General features: G+C 74.1%; 18 protein-coding genes. 11 read left to right on the top strand and 7 right to left on the bottom strand.

Annotation, left to right across the window (positions count from 1 at the left end):
• Nucleotides 1-89: 89 nt before the first annotated feature.
• From SNE206_RS12700 to SNE206_RS12690, 3 genes are all read right to left on the bottom strand, one after another.
• Nucleotides 90-1052: a threonine/serine dehydratase gene (locus tag SNE206_RS12700; protein ID WP_407913400.1), complete on the bottom strand. Its 963-nt coding sequence runs from the start codon at nt 1050-1052 to the stop codon at nt 90-92.
• Between the two features lie 27 nt (nt 1053-1079).
• Complete coding sequence (locus tag SNE206_RS12695) at nt 1080-1541, bottom strand: Lrp/AsnC family transcriptional regulator (RefSeq protein ID WP_407913399.1); 462 nt, start codon at nt 1539-1541, stop codon at nt 1080-1082.
• A 120-nt stretch (nt 1542-1661) separates the two neighbouring features.
• A complete protein-coding gene (locus tag SNE206_RS12690) occupies nt 1662-2345 on the bottom strand; it encodes a UbiX family flavin prenyltransferase (RefSeq protein WP_407913398.1) in 684 nt (227 codons plus the stop codon).
• A gap of 63 nt (nt 2346-2408) precedes the next feature.
• Between SNE206_RS12690 and SNE206_RS12685 the strand changes: the two genes are divergently transcribed.
• Together SNE206_RS12685 and SNE206_RS12680 are read left to right on the top strand one after the other, a co-directional pair.
• Complete coding sequence (locus tag SNE206_RS12685; RefSeq protein WP_407913397.1) at nt 2409-3149, top strand: cyclase family protein; 741 nt, start codon at nt 2409-2411, stop codon at nt 3147-3149.
• Nucleotides 3150-3237: 88 nt separating this feature from the next.
• Nucleotides 3238-3951 carry an MOSC domain-containing protein gene (locus SNE206_RS12680; RefSeq protein ID WP_407913396.1) on the top strand — a complete coding sequence of 238 codons (714 nt, stop codon included), beginning with the start codon at nt 3238-3240 and terminating at the stop codon, nt 3949-3951.
• Between the two features lie 40 nt (nt 3952-3991).
• On the opposite strand, the gene SNE206_RS12675 is transcribed toward SNE206_RS12680, so the two are convergent.
• Entirely contained in the window at nt 3992-4375 is a 384-nt protein-coding gene (locus SNE206_RS12675) for a VOC family protein (RefSeq protein ID WP_407913395.1), read from the bottom strand.
• A gap of 253 nt (nt 4376-4628) precedes the next feature.
• Between SNE206_RS12675 and SNE206_RS12670 the strand changes: the two genes are divergently transcribed.
• The 6 genes from SNE206_RS12670 to SNE206_RS12645 are packed head-to-tail and all read left to right on the top strand — an operon-like array spanning nt 4629 to nt 11305.
• Nucleotides 4629-5381, top strand: a complete 753-nt coding sequence (locus tag SNE206_RS12670) for a GntR family transcriptional regulator (RefSeq protein WP_407913394.1) — start codon at nt 4629-4631, stop codon at nt 5379-5381.
• 9 nt (nt 5382-5390) lie between these two features.
• Nucleotides 5391-5618, top strand: coding sequence for a ferredoxin family protein (locus tag SNE206_RS12665; RefSeq protein WP_405012797.1), 228 nt, complete (start codon nt 5391-5393; stop codon nt 5616-5618).
• Nucleotides 5619-5629: 11 nt separating this feature from the next.
• Nucleotides 5630-7021: an ABC transporter substrate-binding protein gene (locus SNE206_RS12660; protein ID WP_407913393.1), complete on the top strand. Its 1392-nt coding sequence runs from the start codon at nt 5630-5632 to the stop codon at nt 7019-7021.
• Nucleotides 7018-7863, top strand: a complete 846-nt coding sequence (locus SNE206_RS12655) for an ABC transporter permease (RefSeq protein WP_407913392.1) — start codon at nt 7018-7020, stop codon at nt 7861-7863. Before SNE206_RS12660 ends, SNE206_RS12655 begins: the two co-directional genes overlap by 4 nt.
• Nucleotides 7860-8585: an ABC transporter ATP-binding protein gene (locus SNE206_RS12650; RefSeq protein WP_407913391.1), complete on the top strand. Its 726-nt coding sequence runs from the start codon at nt 7860-7862 to the stop codon at nt 8583-8585. The genes SNE206_RS12655 and SNE206_RS12650 overlap by 4 nt, the downstream gene beginning before the upstream one ends.
• A gap of 44 nt (nt 8586-8629) precedes the next feature.
• On the top strand, nt 8630-11305 hold the full coding sequence (locus SNE206_RS12645) for a fumarate reductase/succinate dehydrogenase flavoprotein subunit (protein WP_407913390.1): 2676 nt from the start codon (nt 8630-8632) through the stop codon (nt 11303-11305).
• 24 nt (nt 11306-11329) lie between these two features.
• On the opposite strand, the gene mqnP is transcribed toward SNE206_RS12645, so the two are convergent.
• Nucleotides 11330-12229 (bottom strand): menaquinone biosynthesis prenyltransferase MqnP, encoded by a 900-nt coding sequence (gene mqnP, locus SNE206_RS12640; protein WP_407913389.1) that lies wholly within the window; start codon nt 12227-12229, stop codon nt 11330-11332.
• Nucleotides 12226-13683: a menaquinone biosynthesis decarboxylase gene (locus tag SNE206_RS12635; protein WP_407913388.1), complete on the bottom strand. Its 1458-nt coding sequence runs from the start codon at nt 13681-13683 to the stop codon at nt 12226-12228. Before SNE206_RS12635 ends, mqnP begins: the two co-directional genes overlap by 4 nt.
• A gap of 79 nt (nt 13684-13762) precedes the next feature.
• Between SNE206_RS12635 and SNE206_RS12630 the strand changes: the two genes are divergently transcribed.
• From SNE206_RS12630 to SNE206_RS12620, 3 genes are all read left to right on the top strand, one after another.
• The gene (locus tag SNE206_RS12630; protein WP_407913387.1) at nt 13763-14143 is read left to right on the top strand and encodes a PLD nuclease N-terminal domain-containing protein; all 381 of its coding nucleotides are present in this window, start codon (nt 13763-13765) and stop codon (nt 14141-14143) included.
• 386 nt (nt 14144-14529) lie between these two features.
• Nucleotides 14530-16131 (top strand): acyl-CoA carboxylase subunit beta, encoded by a 1602-nt coding sequence (locus SNE206_RS12625; protein ID WP_407913386.1) that lies wholly within the window; start codon nt 14530-14532, stop codon nt 16129-16131.
• 58 nt (nt 16132-16189) lie between these two features.
• The gene (locus SNE206_RS12620) at nt 16190-16399 is read left to right on the top strand and encodes an acyl-CoA carboxylase epsilon subunit (protein ID WP_405012788.1); all 210 of its coding nucleotides are present in this window, start codon (nt 16190-16192) and stop codon (nt 16397-16399) included.
• Between the two features lie 108 nt (nt 16400-16507).
• On the opposite strand, the gene SNE206_RS12615 is transcribed toward SNE206_RS12620, so the two are convergent.
• Nucleotides 16508-16912: a hypothetical protein gene (locus SNE206_RS12615; RefSeq protein WP_407913385.1), complete on the bottom strand. Its 405-nt coding sequence runs from the start codon at nt 16910-16912 to the stop codon at nt 16508-16510.
• Nucleotides 16913-17035 lie beyond the last annotated feature (123 nt).

The raw sequence follows: 17035 nt of genomic DNA, 5'->3' as shown, positions 1-17035 counted from the left end.
GCGGTGACCCGCCTCCTCCGACTTCGAATCCTTGCCGGAACGAGACTACGCCCACGCACGCCGGGGGGAACGGCAGGGGCGCGCGAACCCTAGCGGGCGAGGAGTTCGGCGAGGAGCTTCGGCTCGATGTTGCCGCCGCTGACGACGGCCGCGAAGACCCGGCCGGCGATCTCGCCCGCCCGGTGGAAGTACCCGGCGGCGGCGACCGCGCCGGACGGCTCGGCGACCAGCCGGCCGCGGCGGGCCAGCAGGGCGACGGTGTCGCGGATCTCGTCCTCCGTCACGGTGACGATGTCGTCGACGTACGCCTGCAGGTGCTGGAAGGGCAGCACGCCGACGGTGGGGGTGCGCAGCCCGTCGGCGATGGTGCGGTAGGTGTCCTCGACCGGCCAGGCGAGGTGCTCGCCGGCCCGGAAACTGGCCTGCGCGTCGGCGGCGAGCTCGGGCTCGACGCCGACCACCCGGACGCCGGGGCAGGTCAGCTTGAGTGCGGCCGCCGTGCCGGAGATGAGGCCGCCGCCGCTGACCGGCACCAGCACGGTGTCGAGCTCGTCGGGGGCGTCCTCGCCGATCTCCAGGCCGACGGTGCCCTGCCCGGCGATGATGTGGGGGTCGTCGTACGGCGGCACCCAGACGTAGCCGTGCCGTTCGACGAGCTCGGCGGGGAGGGTGTCGCGCTCGCCCGGCGGCACGAGGACCACCTCGGCGCCGAAGCCCCGGGTGTTCTCGACCTTGACGGCCGGGGAGGTGTCCGGCATGACGACGACGGCCTTGATGCCGAGCAGCCCGGCGGCGTACGCCACCGCCTGCGCGTGGTTGCCGCTGGACTGCGCGACGACGCCGCGGGCCCGTTCCTCGGCGGTCATCGCCGCGAGCCGGTTGTAGGCGCCGCGCAGCTTGAACGCGCCGGTCGGCTGGAGGCTCTCGGGCTTGAGCCAGAGCCGGCGGGCGCCGTCCGCCGCCCAGGGGCAGGGCAGCAGCGGGGTCCGCACCGCGACTCCGGCGATCCGCTGCTGCGCGGCGCGCAGCTCCTCCAGGCCGACCAGCGTCATCCCGTCACTCCTCCGTCGTCCGGCCGGTCACTCGGCGCCGCCCAGCGGCAGGTCGCTGACCCGGTTCTCCCACTTGGTGGAGAGTACGACCGTGGTGCGCGTCCGGGCCACGCCCTTCGTGCCCGACAGCCGCTTGACGACCGATTCCAGTCCTTCGACGTCCGGGACGCGCACCTTGAGCATGTACGAGTCGTCACCGGCGATGAACCAGCAGTCCTCGACCTCGGGGAGGTCCTTGAGGCGGTGCGCGACGTCCTCGTGGTCGGCGGCGTCGGTGAGCTGAAGACCGATCAGGGCGGTCACGCCGAAGCCCAGCGAGGCCGGGTTGACGGTGGCGCGGTAGCCGGTGATCACCCCGGCCTGCTCCAGCCGGTTGATGCGGTCCGTCACGCTGGGCCCGGACAGGCCCACGAGTCGGCCGAGTTCCGCGTAGGAGGCGCGGCCGTTCTCCCGCAGTGCCTGGATGAGCTGTCTGTCCACTGTGTCCATATACCTGCCAGCGCCCTTCCGAACCTCACCGGACCGAGAGATCATTATCCGGATTCGAAGGCGCCGTGCGCGGATCGACCCGGATATCGCAAAGAACATACTCTCCCGATCCGCGCCCTCTCACTCAGCCCGGGCCGCTGCCCCGAGTTCGCCCTCCCAGCGGCGGTAGAGCGTGTGCGGCACGCCCACCGCGTCGAGGACCCGTCCGGCGACGAAGTCGACCAGTTCGCGGGCGGTGGAACCGCCCGCGTAGAAGCCCGGCGAGGCGGGGAGCACCACGGCGCCCTGCGCGTCCAGTTCGACCAGGTGCTTCAGCGTCGCCCCGTTGAGGGGGGTCTCGCGCAGGCACACCACCAGCGGCCGGCGCTCCTTGAGGGTGACGCCGGCGGCCCGCTGGAGCAGGTCCTTGCTGAGGCCGAGCGCGATGCCGGCCACGGCGCCGGTGGTCGCGGGGATGACGAGCATGCCCTTGGCCGGGTACGAGCCGGAGGACGGCCCGGCCGCGAAGTCCCCGGCCGCCCAGTACCGCACGTCGCCGGGCACGTCGCCGGAGGCCTCCCCGGCGGGCGCCTCCTGCCCGGTCGGCCCGGTGCCGAGCCAGGCCGCCAGGTCGGTGCGCCAGTGCGCGTCGCGGAAGGAGATGCCGGTCTCGTCGAGGATGGTCAGCCGCGCGGCGCGGCTCACCACCAGGTCGACGGCCTCGCCGGCCGCCAGGAGCGCCCGGAGCACCGATGCGGCGTACGGCGTGCCCGACGCCCCGGAGACCCCGACCACCCACGGCCTGCGTACCTGCTGATCACTCATGTCCCCGACGATAGACCGGCGCACCGCTGCGGCGGCGGGGCCGGGCGGGGCAGGATGGACGGCATGGCGCCCACGCTGATCGATCTCACCCATCCGGTCACCACCGGCATGCCGGTCTACCCCGGCGACCCGGAGGTGGACCTCCGGCCGGCCCTGACGACGGCGGGCGCCGGGGTCAACGTGCTGGCGCTGCACCTGGGTTCGCAGTCGGGTACGCACGTGGACGCGCCGTACCACGTGGACGTCACCTGGCCGACGCTGGACGGGCTGCCGCTGGAGCTGTTCACCGGCCCGGCCGTGGTCGCCGACCTGCGCGGGCTGGCCCCCCGCACCGCGGTGACCGCCGGCCTCCTCGCGCCCGCGCTGGCCCGCTGCACGGCGGGCACGGTGCTGCTGCTGGCGACCGGCTGGCCGCGGCACTGGGGCACCGACCACTACCTGGCGCACCCCTATCTGACGCCGGAGGCGGCGGAGGCGATCACCGGGGCGGGGGTGCGGACGGTCGGGGTGGACGCGCTGTCGGTGGACCGGACGCCCGAGCCGGGCCCGGCCGACCCGGCGGTGGCCGCACTGCTGGCGGAGCTCGCGGACGAGCACGACCCGACGGCCGAGCCGCCGAGCCTGGCCGCGCACCGGGTGCTGCTGGGCCGCGGGGGCGGCGGGGTGATCGCGGAGAACCTCACCGACCTGACGCCGCTGCTGGCCGCGCAGGAGGCCGGGGCCGCGCTGGAGGTGTCGCTGTTCCCCCTGCGGCTCGCGGCGGCGGACGGCGCTCCGGTGCGGGCGGTGGCCCGGGTCGGCTGACGGCGGGTGAGGAGGCTCGCGGAGGCGGGCCGGAGGGTCTCCATGACAGGTCTAGACCATGCGCCGGGTGCCCGGCTACGCTCCCTGCATGGCAGAGATCTCCGGTGTCGTCGAGCGGATCTGGCGCTACCCGGTCAAGTCCACCGGCGGCGAACCCCTCGACTCCGTCGAGGTGGACGGGCGCGGCCTCGCCGGCGACCGCCTGTACGCCGTCCGGGACGGCGCCGGCCGGCTCGGGTCCGGCAAGAACACCCGCCGCTTCCGCCGGATGGACGGCCTCCTGCGGCTCGGCTCGCGCCTCGGCCACCGGCTCGACGCACCCGAGCTCCTCGACCCGCTCGGCCACCGCGTCGAGGACCCGGACGCCTTCCTCCGCGCCTACCTCGAACGCGACGACGTCGCCCTCGCCCGCGAGGACGCCGTCTCCCACTTCGACCAGCTGCCGGTCTCCGTGCTCACCACCGCCACCCTCGACTGGGTGCGCGCCGCCGCCCCCGGCGCCGCCGTCGACGAGCGGCGCTTCCGCCCCAACCTTCTGGTCCGGACCCCGCCCGGCACCCCGCCGTTCGTCGAGGACACCTGGTTCGGCCGGGAGGGCCTGGCCGGCGACGGCGTCCGGCTGGCCTTCGTCCGCTCCAGCGAGCGCTGCGCCATGGCCGGCCTCGCCCAGCCCGGCCTGCCGCACGCCCCCGAGATCCTCCGGGCCGTCACCCAGGGCCACGACGGCCGGCTCGACGCGCTGGCCACCGTCGCCCGGGCCGGCCGCCTCCGGGTCGGCGACACCCTCACCCTCACCACCTGAGACACCCCGGGCACCCCACGGGCCCGGACGGCCCGGACGGTCAGGCCGTACCGCCGCCCGGGCCGACCAGGCAGAACGGGTGCCCCGCCGGATCCAGGTACACCCGCCAGCCGGCCTCCCCGGCCTTCCGCACCGCACCCAGCCCGACGACCCGCTGCTCGGCGGCGTCCAGGTCCTCGACGTCGATGTCGAGGTGCATCTGCTGCGGATGGGCCGGGTCCGGCCACATCGGCGGCCGGTAGTCCTCCACCCGCTGGAACGCCAGCACCGCGCCGTCCGGCGTGTGCACGGTCGACCACTCGGCGTCCAGCGACCAGCGCGGGTCCGGCCGGTCGACCTCGCCGCCAAGCACGGCGGCGTAGAAGTGCGCCAGCCCCGCCGGGTAGTGGCAGTCCAGCACCACGCACTGCAGCTTGCCGATCATCGGTCCACACTCCTCGGGTCGCGGCCACTCCTTCGCACCCTCCCATCTTTCCGCCCGGCGCCCCCGCAAGCAGGGCAGCGCGGACGGACCCGGGTGGCACATCACCCGCGCCGCCCCCGCCCCGGCCAGGTCAGGGCCGCGGCGGACGGGCCGTCAGGTGGCGTAATGCTCCGGCAACCCGGCCGCCATCGGACCGCCCCTAGGGTCGTCCCCGGCCGCACCGAGTCCGTACCGACCGCCCCCGGGAGCCCCGATGACCAGCGACAACCCCGCCCTGCCCGGCGCCCGGCGGCTGCGCGCCGACCGTGCCCGCCAGGTCGCGGACGTGCTGCGCCGACAGGTGCTCGGCGGGGCGTACACCGCCGGCCCGCTGCCGCACGAGGACGTGCTCGCGGAGGAGTTCGACGCATCCCGGAACACCGTGCGGGAAGCCCTCGACCTGCTGCGCGGCGAAGGACTGGTGCGGCGCGTGCCGGGCTCGGGGACGATCGTGGTCGCCGACAAGGTGCCGCACGGACTCAACCGCCTGCAGGGCCTCGCCGAGACGCTCCATGAACACGGCGAGGTCGTCAACGAGGTCCGCGCCCTCGGGCCCGTCCGGGCGCCAGGCCCGGTCGCCCGCCGGCTCGGCCTGCCCGACGGCAGCGAGGTCGTCTACGTGGAACGGCTGCGCCGCCTCAACGGCCTGCCGCTCTCCCTCGACCTCACCTACCTGGCGCCCGACATCGGCGCCGGGCTCGACGCCGCCGACCTCGCCCACACCGATGTCTTCCGGCTGATCGAGGAGGCCGCCGGGCAGCCGCTCGGCGGCGCCGACATCACCCTGGAGGCCGTCAGCGCCGACGCGCACTCCGCCACCGTCCTCGAAGTCCCCCGCGGCAGCGCCCTGCTGATGCTGGAGCGGCTGACCACCCTCGCCGACGGGCGGCCCGTCGACCTCGAATACGTCCGCTTCCGCGGTGACCGGATCACCATGCAGGGCCGGCTGCTGCGCGACACCCCGTAGGAGCCCCCGTTGGCCCTCGCCGACCACCGCACCGACGTGCCCGTCACCATCGACGCCTCGCTGTGCATCGACGGCTGCACCCTGTGCGTCGAGATGTGCCCGCTGGACTCGCTGGCCATCGACCCCGACACGAACAAAGCCTTCATGCACGTCGACGAGTGCTGGTACTGCGGCCCGTGCGCCGCCCGCTGCCCCACCGGGGCCGTCACCGTCAACATGCCCTACCTGCTGCGCTGAGGAGCCCCCGCATGCACCGCCCCGGACCCCTGGCCCGCCTGCTGCCGGCCGCCGCCCTGCTCGTCGCCGCCACCGCGTGCTCCTCCGCCTCCGCCGGCACCTCCGGCACCGTCCAGGTGGTCGTCGGCTACCAGTCGAAGACCATCAACACCGTCACCGCGGGCACCCTGCTGCGCGCCCAGGGCTACCTGGAGCAGCGGCTCGCCGAGCAGGGCCGCAAGGACGGGCGGACGTACCGGGTCGTCTGGCAGGACTACGACTCGGGCGCGCCCATCACCGCCCAGATGCTCGCCGAGAAGATCGACATCGGGTCGATGGGCGACTACCCGCTGCTCATCAACGGCTCCCGCGCGCAGGAGGCCGGCGGGCCCGGCACCCGGCTGGTCTCCGTCACCGGCTACAACCTGCTCGGCGCCCTCAACGGCGTCGTCGTGCCGAACGGCTCCCCCGCGCACACCCTCGCCGACCTGAAGGGCAAGAAGGTCTCCACCTCGGTCGGCTCCGCCGCCGACGGCACCCTCGTCCAGGCGCTGCGCAGGGCCGGGGTGCCCGACACCGGCATCCAGAAGCAGAACCAGCAGCCCGCCGTCGGCGCCTCCGCGCTCAAGGCGGGCAGCGTCGACGCGCTCGCGCAGTTCGTCGCCTGGCCCGGCGTGGTGGTCTTCGCCGGCGACGGCCACCTCCTCTACGACGGCGCCGCCCTCGGCCGCCCCACCCTGCACGGCGTGGTGATCCGGCAGAAGTACGGCACCGCGCACCCGGAGGTCGTCCAGGCCTTCCTGCACGCCCAGGCCGACGCCACCCGTTACCTCAACGAGCACCCCCTGGACGCCAGCCGGAAGGTCGCCGAGGCCACCGGCCTGCCCGCCGAGGTCGTCCACCTCTACAACGGGCCCGACGGCATCGCCACCTTCGCCACCCCGCTGCGGCCCGACCTGCTGGACGCGCTCCGCCAGGACGTGCCGTTCCTGAAGTCGGTCGGCGTGCTCAAGGCGCTCGACGTGGAGAAGTTCGTCGACCCGTCGTACCTGGCCGCCGCCGCCCTGCCGGACATCCCGCCCGCACGGATCACCGGCACCGACGAGGTCTGCGCGAAGCCCGTCACCGACCCGGCACTCGCCGGGGAGATCTGGTACCAGGGCGAGGACGCCACCCACCCGGCCGCCGACCCCCGCTGCCTGCTGCGCGCCGTCAGGGCCGCCACGGCCGCCGGGAAGAAGCTCCGCGCCGCCTACGTGCCGGACGCCGCGACCGGCACCCGCTGGTTCGCCGACAAGGACCACTGGGTGCTCGACGGCACCGCACTGCTGCCCTTCACCACCGAGGACGGCGTCCGCGCCCACCTCGCCGCCCACCCCGGCGCCCGCGCCGTCGGCTGGGACGAAGCCCTGGCGGCGGCATGAGCACCACCCTCCAGCGCCCCGGCGCCCCGCCGCGCACGGCCGTGCAGCGGCCCGCCCGCCCCGGCCGGGCCCGGCGACGGCTGCTGCGGACGGCCTCCCTGCTCGCCTTCGTCGGCCTGTGGCAGCTGCTGACCGCGCAGCACGTGCAGGCGTGGGTGCGCTTCGACCACCTGCCGACGGCCGTCCAGGTCGGGCAGGCCTTCGGCCGGCAGCTCGGCACCGGCCCGTACTGGCAGGACCTCGCCGACAGCCTCCGGCGGATCGGCACCGGCTTCCTGCTGGCCGCCGTGCTCGGGGTCGCGGTCGGCGTGCTCACCGCCCGCTCACGGTGGGCCGCCGACCTGCTCGGACCGGTGCTGGAGCTGATCCGGCCGATCCCGGCGATCGCCCTCGTCCCGGTGGCGATCATGCTGTTCCCGGAGAACGAGCAGGGCATCGTCTTCATCACCTTCACCGCCGCGTTCTTCCCGGTGACCGTCTCCACCCGGCACGCGGTGCGCGCCGTGCCGCCGCTCTGGGAGGACGCCGTCCGCACGATGGGCGGCGGCCGCGCCCGGGTGCTGCGCAGCGTGGTGCTGCCCGCGGCCCTGCCCGGCGTCGTCGGCGGGCTGTCGGTCGGCATCGGGGTGTCCTGGATCTGCGTGATCTCCGCCGAGATGGTCTCCGGCCAGTACGGGGTCGGCTACCGCACCTGGCAGGCGTACACCGTGCTCGACTACCCGGGGGTGTTCGTGGGGATGGCCACCATCGGCCTGCTCGGGTGGCTGACCTCGGGCGCCGTCGAGCTCACCGGCCGCCGGCTGACCGCCTGGCTGCCGCCGCGGACGGGAGGCGGGCGATGAGCCTGCGCCTGACGGCCCGCGGGCTGAGCCTCGGCCACCCCGGGCACCCGGTGCTCGACGGTGTCGACCTCGACGTCGGCCCCGGCGAGGTGCTGGCCGTGGTCGGCTCCTCCGGCGGCGGCAAGTCGACCCTGCTGCGGGCGCTCGCCGGGCTGCTGCGCCCGAGCGGCGGCGAGCTGCTCGCGGACGGCGAGCCGCTGCGCGGCCCGGCCGCCGACCGCGCACTGGTCTTCCAGGACGACGGGCTGCTGCCCTGGCGCAGCGTCCGGCGGAACGTCGAGCTGCCGCTGGCGGTGCGCCGGGTGCCGCGGGCGGAGCGGCGGGAGCCGGTCGCCGAGTGGATCGGCCGGGTCGGCCTGGAGGGCCTGGAGCGGCGGCTGCCCCGGGAGCTGTCCGGCGGGCAGCGGCAGCGCGTGCAGCTCGCCCGGGCGCTGGTCGGCTCGCCGCGGGCCGTCCTGATGGACGAGCCGTTCGGCGCGCTCGACGCGCAGACCCGTGCCGCGATGCAGCAGCTGCTGCTGACGGTGTGGCAGCGGCAGCGGTGCACCGTCGTCTTCGTCACGCACGACGTGGACGAGGCGCTGCTGCTCGGCGACCGGATCGCCGTCCTGGGCGGCGGCACCCTCGCCGCCGTGCACGACGTGCCGCGGCCGCGCGACCCCGGCTCGCGCGCCGACCCGGCGGTGCGGCGGCTGCGCGAGGCCGTCCTCGCCGCGCTGTGACCCGGCGCCGCCCTGCTGTGACCCCGACCCCTGGAAGGAACCCCGTGGAGATCCCCGACCTCGCCGACGCCCGCCGGCTGCACTGCGACGTGCTGGTCGTCGGCGGCGGCACCGCAGGCTCGATGGCCGCGCTCAGCGCCGCCGAGGCCGGGGCCGACGTGCTGCTGCTGGAGAAGGCGCACGTGCGGCACTCCGGCGCCCTCGCCATGGGCATGGACGGCGTGAACAACGCGGTCGTGCCGGGCCGGGCCGACCCGGACGACTACGTCGCCGAGATCACCCGCGCCAACGACGGGATCGTCGACCAGCGCACCGTGCGGCAGACGGCCACCCGCGGCTTCGCCATGGTGCAGCGGCTGGAGCGGTACGGCGTGAAGTTCGAGAAGGACGAGTACGGCGAGTACCAGGTGCGCCAGGTGCACCGGTCGGGCAGCTACGTGCTGCCGATGCCGGAGGGCAAGGACGTCAAGAAGGTGCTCTACCGGGTGCTGCGGGAGCGCCGCATGCGGGAGCGGATCACCATCGAGAACCGCGTCATGCCGGTGCGGGTGCTGACCGCGGAGGGGCGGGCGGTCGGCGCGGCCGGCTTCGACACCCGCACCGGGGAGTTCGTCGTGGTGTCGGCCGGGGCCGTCGTGCTGGCCACCGGCCCCTGCGGCCGCCTCGGACTGCCCTCCAGCGGCTACCTGTACGGCACCTACGAGAACCCGACCAACGCGGGGGACGGCTACGCGATGGCCTACCACGCGGGGGCGGAGCTCAGCGGCATCGAGTGCTTCCAGATCAACCCGCTGATCAAGGACTACAACGGCCCGGCGTGCGCGTACGTCGCCAATCCGTTCGGCGGCTACCAGGTCAACCGGCACGGCGAGCGGTTCGTCGACTCCGACTACTGGTCGGGGCAGATGATGTCGGAGTTCGCCGCGGAGCTGGCCTCCGACCGCGGCCCGGTCTACCTGCGCACCACCCACCTGCCGGAGGAGACCGTGCAGGCGCTGGAGTCGATCCTGCACACCACGGAGCGGCCCAGCCGCGGCACCTTCCACGCCGGGCGCGGGCACGACTACCGCACGCACGACGTGGAGATGCACATCTCCGAGATCGGCCTGTGCGGCGGTCACTCCGCGAGCGGCGTCTGGGTCGACGAGAACGCCGCCACCACGGTGCCCGGCCTGTACGCGGCCGGCGACCTCGCCTGCGTGCCGCACAACTACATGATCGGCGCGTTCGTCTTCGGCGACCTCGCCGGCAGCCACGCCGCCGCGCACCTGCCCGCGGAGCGCGCCGAGCTCCCCGACGACCAGGTGAAGGCCGCCCACGCGCTCGTCTACCGCCCGCTGCACAACCCGGACGGGCCGCCGCAGCCGCAGGTCGAGTACAAGCTGCGGCGCTTCGTCAACGACTACGTCGCCCCGCCGAAGACCGGCGCCCGGCTCTCCGTCGCCCTCGACCACTTCGAGCGGATGCGGGGCGAGATCGCCGGCATGGGCGCCCGCACGCCGCACGAGCTGATGCGCGCCGTCGAGGTCGACTTCATCCGGGACTGCGCCGAGATGGCCGCCCGCTCCTCGCTCGCCCGCGAGGAGAGCCGCTGGGGCCTCTACCACGACCGTGTCGACCACCCCGGGCGCGACGACGCCCGGTGGTTCCGCCACCTCAACCTGCGCCGCACCGCCGACGGCGCGATGGAGTTCCTGACCCGTCCGGTCGCGCCCTACCTGGTGCCGGTCGACGGACTGGAGCCCCCGGGCGGCGACGTGGAACTGCTCGGCGAGGTCCACGCCCTGCTGGTGGGGCGCACCGGCGCCGCCACCGCCACCGCCCAGGACGGCCCGGCGTCCGCGGCCCCCGCCTCGCCGCGCCTGCTCGACCTGCTGCGCCTCGCCGACGAGCAGCCCGGCCTCGACCGGCTCGCCCCGTACCTCGCCGACCCGGCGGCCGACGTGCGCCGCACCGCCGTCGCCGTGCTCACCGAGAGCGCGCCGGACGGCACCGGGCCGGCCCTCGCCGCGGCCCTGCACGACCCGGACGGGCGGGTGCGGGCCGCGGCCGTGGCCGGCCTCCGCGAACTCGCCGACGTGCTCGACCCGTCGCTGGGGGCGGTGCTGGCCGGGGCGGCCGGCTCCCCCGACCCGGTCGTGCGGGCCGGTGTGCTGGAGCTGGGCCGGGCGCTGCGCACCGGCACCGGGGCGCTGTACGCGGCCGGTCTCGCGGACGGCGCGGTGACCGTGCGGCTGCAGGCGGTGCGCGGCCTCGTCTCGCTGGACGCGGCGGGCGGGCTCGCCGCCGCCGCGGCCGATCCCGCCCGCGAGGTGCGGGTCGCCGTCGGGGAGGGGCTCGGCACGGTCGGCGACCCGGCCGCCGAGGCGGTGCTGCTCACCCTGGCCGCCGATCCCGATCCGCTGGTGCGGGCCGCCGCGTACGAGGGTGCCGCCGGGATCGGCTGCCCGCCCGCGCTGGCGGCGCTCGCGGGGCTGCCGGACGACGCCTGGCAGGTGCGGAAGGCCGCCGCCGGGGCCCTGGGCGCGGCCGGTGCCCTCGGCCCGCTGCTGGCGCTGCTCGCCGACGCGAACGGCGACGTGCGGAAGGCCGCCGTCCGTGCGCTCGCCCCGCACGCGGCCGGCCCGGCGTCCGCGGCGGCGCTGCGGGAGCGCCTCGCGGACCCCGACGCCGACGTCCGCGCCTACGCCCGTCTGGCCCTGCGGGAGGCCGCGGGGTGACACCCGCGGCCTCCCCGGGGCGGGTCAGATCCGCAGGCCCCGGCTGACCAGGTCGATCAGGGCGAAGACGAAGAGCGAGATGCCGACGAAGCCGTTGGTGGTGAAGAAGGCCCGGTTGAGGCGGGAGAGGTCGCCGGGCTTCACGATCGCGTGCTCGTAGAGGAACGCCCCGACGACCACGGCGAGGCCGGCCCAGAAGGCCGGGCCGGCGTCGGTGAGCAGGCCGTACCAGGCGAGCAGGAGGGTGGTGACGGCGTGGCAGGCGCGGGCGCCGTACAGGGCGGCGGCGGTGCCGAAGCGGGCCGGCACGGAGCGGACGCCGTCCGCGCGGTCGGCGGCGACGTCCTGGCAGCCGAAGATCAGGTCGAAGCCGCCGATCCAGACGCCGACGGCGAGGCCCAGCACGACGGCGTCCCACGACCAGGTGCCGGTGACGGCGAGCCAGGCACCGATCGGGCCGGCGGCCTGGGCGAGGCCCAGGATGGCGTGCGGGAAGTCGGTGAACCGCTTGCCGTACGGGTAGACCACCATCGGCACGACGGCGACCGGGGCGAGCGCCAGGCAGAGCGGGTTGAGCAGGGCGGCGGCGCCGAGGAAGACCACGAGGGCGATGCCGGAGCCGATGTACGCGGTGCGCAGGGAGACGGCGCCGGTGACGAGCTCCCGGCCGGCGGTGCGGGGGTTCCGGGCGTCGATCTCGCGGTCGATGATGCGGTTGGCGGCCATGGCGAAGGTGCGCAGGCCGACCATGCAGACGGTGACGACGAACAGCTCGCCCCAGTGCACCCTGCGGTCGGCGAGGAACATCGCGGTGAGCGCGGCGATGTACGCGAAGGGCAGCGCGAACACCGAGTGCTCGATCATGACCAGCCGGAGGAAGGCCTTGACCTTGCCGGGCGGGACCTCGAAGGCGGCCGTGGTCACAGCCCGTACTCCTTCCAGCGCTTGGTGACGAGGGCCGCGGTCTCCGGGTCGGAGGCGACCATCTCGGGCCATCCGCCGTCGCGGGTGTAGCCCTCCTCGGGCAGTTTGCGGGTGGCGTCGATGCCGGCCTTGCCGCCCCAGAACTGCTGGTACGAGGCGTGGTCGAGGTGGTCGACCGGGCCTTCGACGACGCTCAGGTCGCGGCTGTAGTCGGTGTTGCCGAGCGCCCGCCAGGCCACTTCGTGGTAGTCGTGCACGTCGCAGTCGGCGTCGACCACGATGATCAGCTTGGTCAGCGACATCATGTGGGCGCCCCAGATGGCGTGCATGACCTTCTGGGCGTGCTTGGGGTACTTCTTGTCGATCGAGACGATCACGCAGTTGTGGAAGCCGCCGGCCTCGGGCAGGTCGTAGTCGACGATGTCCGGGATGATGATCTTGAGCAGCGGCAGGAAGAACCGCTCGGTGAACTTGCCGAGCGGGCCGTCCTCGGTCGGCGGCCGGCCGACGACGATCGACTGCAGGACCGGACGGCGGCGCATGGTCACGCAGTCGATGGTCAGCGCCGGGAACGGCTCCTGCGGGGTGTAGAAGCCCGTGTGGTCGCCGAACGGGCCCTCGGGCAGCATCCTGCCGGGCTCCAGCCAGCCCTCCAGCACCACCTCGGCGTCGGCCGGCACCTGCAGCGGGACGGTCCTGCAGTCGACCATCCGCACCCGCTCGCCCGCCACGAAGCCCGCGAACAGGTACTCGTCGATGTCGCCGGGCAGCGGCGCGGTCGCCGCGTACGTCACGACGGGCGGGCAGCCGAAGGCGATCGCGACCGGCAGCCGCTCGCCGCGGCCCGCGGCCACCGCGGCGTGGTTGCGGCTGTCCTTGTGGATCTGCCAGTGCATGCCGATGGTCCGCTTGTCGTGGCGCTGCAGCCGGTAGAGGCCGAGGTTGCGGATGCCGGAGTCCGGGTCCTTGGTGTGGGTCAGGCCCAGGTTGAAGAAGGAGCCGCCGTCGAGCGGCCAGGTGAAGAGGGCGGGCAGCTGGTCCAGGTCGACGTCGTCGCCGGTGAGCACCACCTCCTGCACGGGCGCGTCGCCGGGCTTCACGTGCTTCGGCGGCACGTGGGCCATGGAGGCGAGTTTGCCGAAGGCGTCCCGGAAACCGGTGAAGCCCTGCGGCAGCTCGGGCTTCAGCAGGCCGGCGATCTTCTCGGAGATCTCGTCGGGCGACTTCAGCCCCAGCGCCTTGGCGAGGCGCCGCTCGGTGCCGAAGACGTTCATCGCGAGCGGCATCGCCGCGCCCTTGACGTTCTCGAAGAGCAGCGCCGGGCCCTTGGCCTTCTGGACCCGGTCGACGATCTCACCGACCTCCAGGTAGGGGTCCACCTCGGCCTTGATCCGCTTGAGGTCACCCTCCCGCTCCAGGGCGCGGAGGAAGGAGCGGAGATCGTCGTATGCCATGCCAGTCAGTATCCGCCACCGGCTACCCTGGCCCCGCCAGGAGGGCCCTGTTCGACGTTCCCCGGGGGAGACCACCACCGTGCTGAGGATTCTGCCGCCACTGCTCATGCTCGCCCTGTGGGTGGGCGCGTTCATCGACTGCCTGACCACGCCGGAGGACCGCGTCCGCCACCTGCCGAAGGTGGTGTGGGTGATCATCGTGCTGCTCTTCCCGCTGGTGGGCTCGATCGCATGGCTGGTGGCGGGGAAGAACCGGGCCCGCGGGCCCCAGGAGCCGGCCGCCGGCGGCCCGCCGCGGGGCGGGTTCGTCGCCCCGGACGACAACCCCGAGTTCCTCGCCTCGCTGGGCGGGGACGACCGGCGGCACGAGGACATGCTCAAGGAGTGGGAGTCCGACCTGCGCCGCCGCGAGGAGGAAATGCGCCGAAAGGACGAGCCCGGGGAAGGTCCTCGCGGCTGAGCGGATTTGGCGCTTCCCTACCATCTCCGCACCTTCCTGAACCGGGCACCTGCAGGAACCGCACACCCCCGGCCCGGCCTCCGGGCCGGGTTTTCCGTGCTGCCCGCACGCCGTCCGCGACGCCACTGACCTGCGGGATCGAAGCCCCGGCCACACCCCGTGACGGGCCGGGCGGGCACCCCGGCCACCCCTCCCCCGGTGCTCGCCGGGGTTGTGAGAACTGTGCGCCCTTCACAGGTTCTGAGGCTCGACCTTGTACGGAATCGACGCCGAGCCCCGGCGCCACTCCCTCGTAGTGTCGTAGGTGAAGAAGTGTTCGCCGCAGCAGCAGCCACGTACCCCGGGCCGTCTGCCGGACAGTTCCCTCACACTTGGAGTGGTTCGAGATGACGGTTCTGCACGACGCGCCGGTCGGCGACGAGATCCCAGCGATCCCGGCCGATGCGCGCGGACGCGTGGCCGAGCTGCACGAACTCCGCGAGCAGGTGCGTCGGGGTCCGAGCGAGAAGGCCACCGAGGCCCAGCACGCGAAGGGCAAGCTGACCGCGCGCGAGCGCATCGACCTCCTCCTCGACGAGGGGTCGTTCCACGAGGTGGAGCCGCTGCGCCGGCACCGTGCGAGCGGCTTCGGCCTGGAGAACAAGAAGCCGCACACCGACGGCGTGATCGTCGGCTGGGGCACCGTGCACGGGCGGACCGTCTTCACCTACGCGCACGACTTCCGGATCTTCGGCGGTGCCCTCGGCGAGGCGCACGCCCAGAAGATCCACAAGATCATGGACATGGCCATCTCGGCCGGCGCGCCGCTGGTCTCGCTGAACGACGGCGCGGGCGCCCGCATCCAGGAGGGCGTCACCGCGCTCGCCGGCTACGGCGGCATCTTCCAGCGCAACACGAAGGCCTCCGGCGTCATCCCGCAGATCTCCGTGATGCTCGGCCCCTGCGCCGGCGGCGCCGCGTACTCCCCCGCGCTGACGGACTTCGTCTTCATGGTCCGCGAGACCTCGCAGATGTTCATCACCGGCCCGGACGTCGTGCAGGCCGTGACCGGCGAGAAGATCTCGCAGAACGGCCTCGGCGGCGCCGACGTCCACTCCGCCACCTCGGGCGTCTCGCACTTCGTCTACGACGACGAGCAGTCCTGCATCGAGGAGGTCCGCTACCTCCTCTCGCTGCTGCCGCAGAACAACCGCGAGATGCCGCCCGCCACCTCCGGCGACGACCCGGTCGCCCGCCGCAACGACTCGCTGCTCGACCTCGTGCCCGCCGACGGCAACCGCCCGTACGACATGCGCAAGGTCATCGAGGAGGTCGTCGACCACGGCGAGTACCTGGAGGTCCACGAGCGCTGGGCGACCAACGTCATCGTGGCGCTCGCCCGGATCGACGGGCACGTGACCGGCATCGTCGCCAACCAGCCGCAGTCGCTCGCCGGCGTGCTCGACATCAACGCCAGCGAGAAGGCCGCCCGCTTCGTGCAGATGTGCGACGCCTTCAACATCCCGATCGTCACCATGCTGGACGTCCCCGGCTTCCTGCCCGGCGTCGACCAGGAGCACGGCGGCATCATCCGGCACGGCGCCAAGCTGCTGTACGCCTACTGCAACGCCACCGTGCCGCGGATCTCGCTGATCCTCCGCAAGGCCTACGGCGGCGCCTACATCGTCATGGACTCCCGGTCGATCGGCGCGGACCTGTCCTTCGCCTGGCCGACCAACGAGATCGCCGTGATGGGCGCCGAGGGTGCCGCCAACGTCATCTTCCGCCGGGACATCGCGGCCGCCGAGGACCCCGAGGCGATGCGCGCGCAGAAGATCAAGGAGTACAAGACCGAGCTGATGCACCCGTACTACGCGGCCGAGCGCGGCCTCGTGGACGACGTGATCGACCCGGCCGAGACCCGCGAGGTGCTCGCCGCCTCGCTCGCCATGCTCCGCACCAAGCACGCCGATCTGCCCAGCCGCAAGCACGGCAACCCGCCGATGTAACCGGTTCTTCCGCCGTTCGGAACCCGCAGGACTTCACCATGGGGGAGAAACAAGGACCATGAGCGCATCCGCCGAACCTCTCGTCCGCATCGTCCGCGGCTCGCTGACCGACGAGGAGCTGGCCGTCGTCACCGCCGTGCTGCTCGCCCGCGCCGCGGCCGCCCAGCAGACCGCCGCAGCACGGGCGGCCGAGCCGATCGCCCGCTGGCAGCGCCTGGAGCGCCGCACGGCGTACTACTCGCCCGTCAGCTGGCAGCAGGCCGCCTGACCCGCACCCGCGGGCACACGAAGGGCCCCGCACGCCGCTCGGACGGCGTGCGGGGCCCTTCGGCGCACACAGGGCGCCTCCCGGTGCGTCAGGGCGCCTCCCGGTGCGTCAGGCCGCCGCGAGGGCGGCCGGACGGCCCTCGTGCATGGTGGAGAGGTGCTCGGCGAGCACCTGCGGGTCCTGACCCAGCCAGAGGCGCACGGCGGCGCCGAGCATCATGCAGGACGAGTCGATCCGCACGCCGGTGGTCTGGGCGATCCGGGTCGAGGCCGGCGCGAGCAGGTCGGCGAGGTCCGCGGGCAGCCACACGGTCTGCGCGCACGGCGCGGGCCGTGTCAGCGCCGCCAGCAGGCGGTGGGCGTCCGGTGTGCAGTGCAGGGTCGGCAGGACGTCCAGCAGGCCGTCCGCGACGACCTCGGAGACGTCGCTGCGATGGCCCTGCGCGAGCCTTCGGAGCAGAGCTCTCTCCCCGGCGGTGATCCGGACGGTCAGCATGACCTCGTCGCTCTCCACGACGGCTCCTCCTCGCGGCTTCCTGACGTCCTGGTCGACGACCGGACGGACGATCCCTCACGGTTCCTGTGCACGGTTCCGGACGGCAGCACGCCTGCACCGCCGCCCGGCCCCGCCGGCGGC

The sequence above is a fragment of the Kitasatospora sp. NE20-6 genome, from assembly GCF_045862635.1.
The sequence above is the reverse complement of the archived record's forward strand: the minus strand, read 5'-3'. Positions and strand labels throughout refer to the sequence as shown.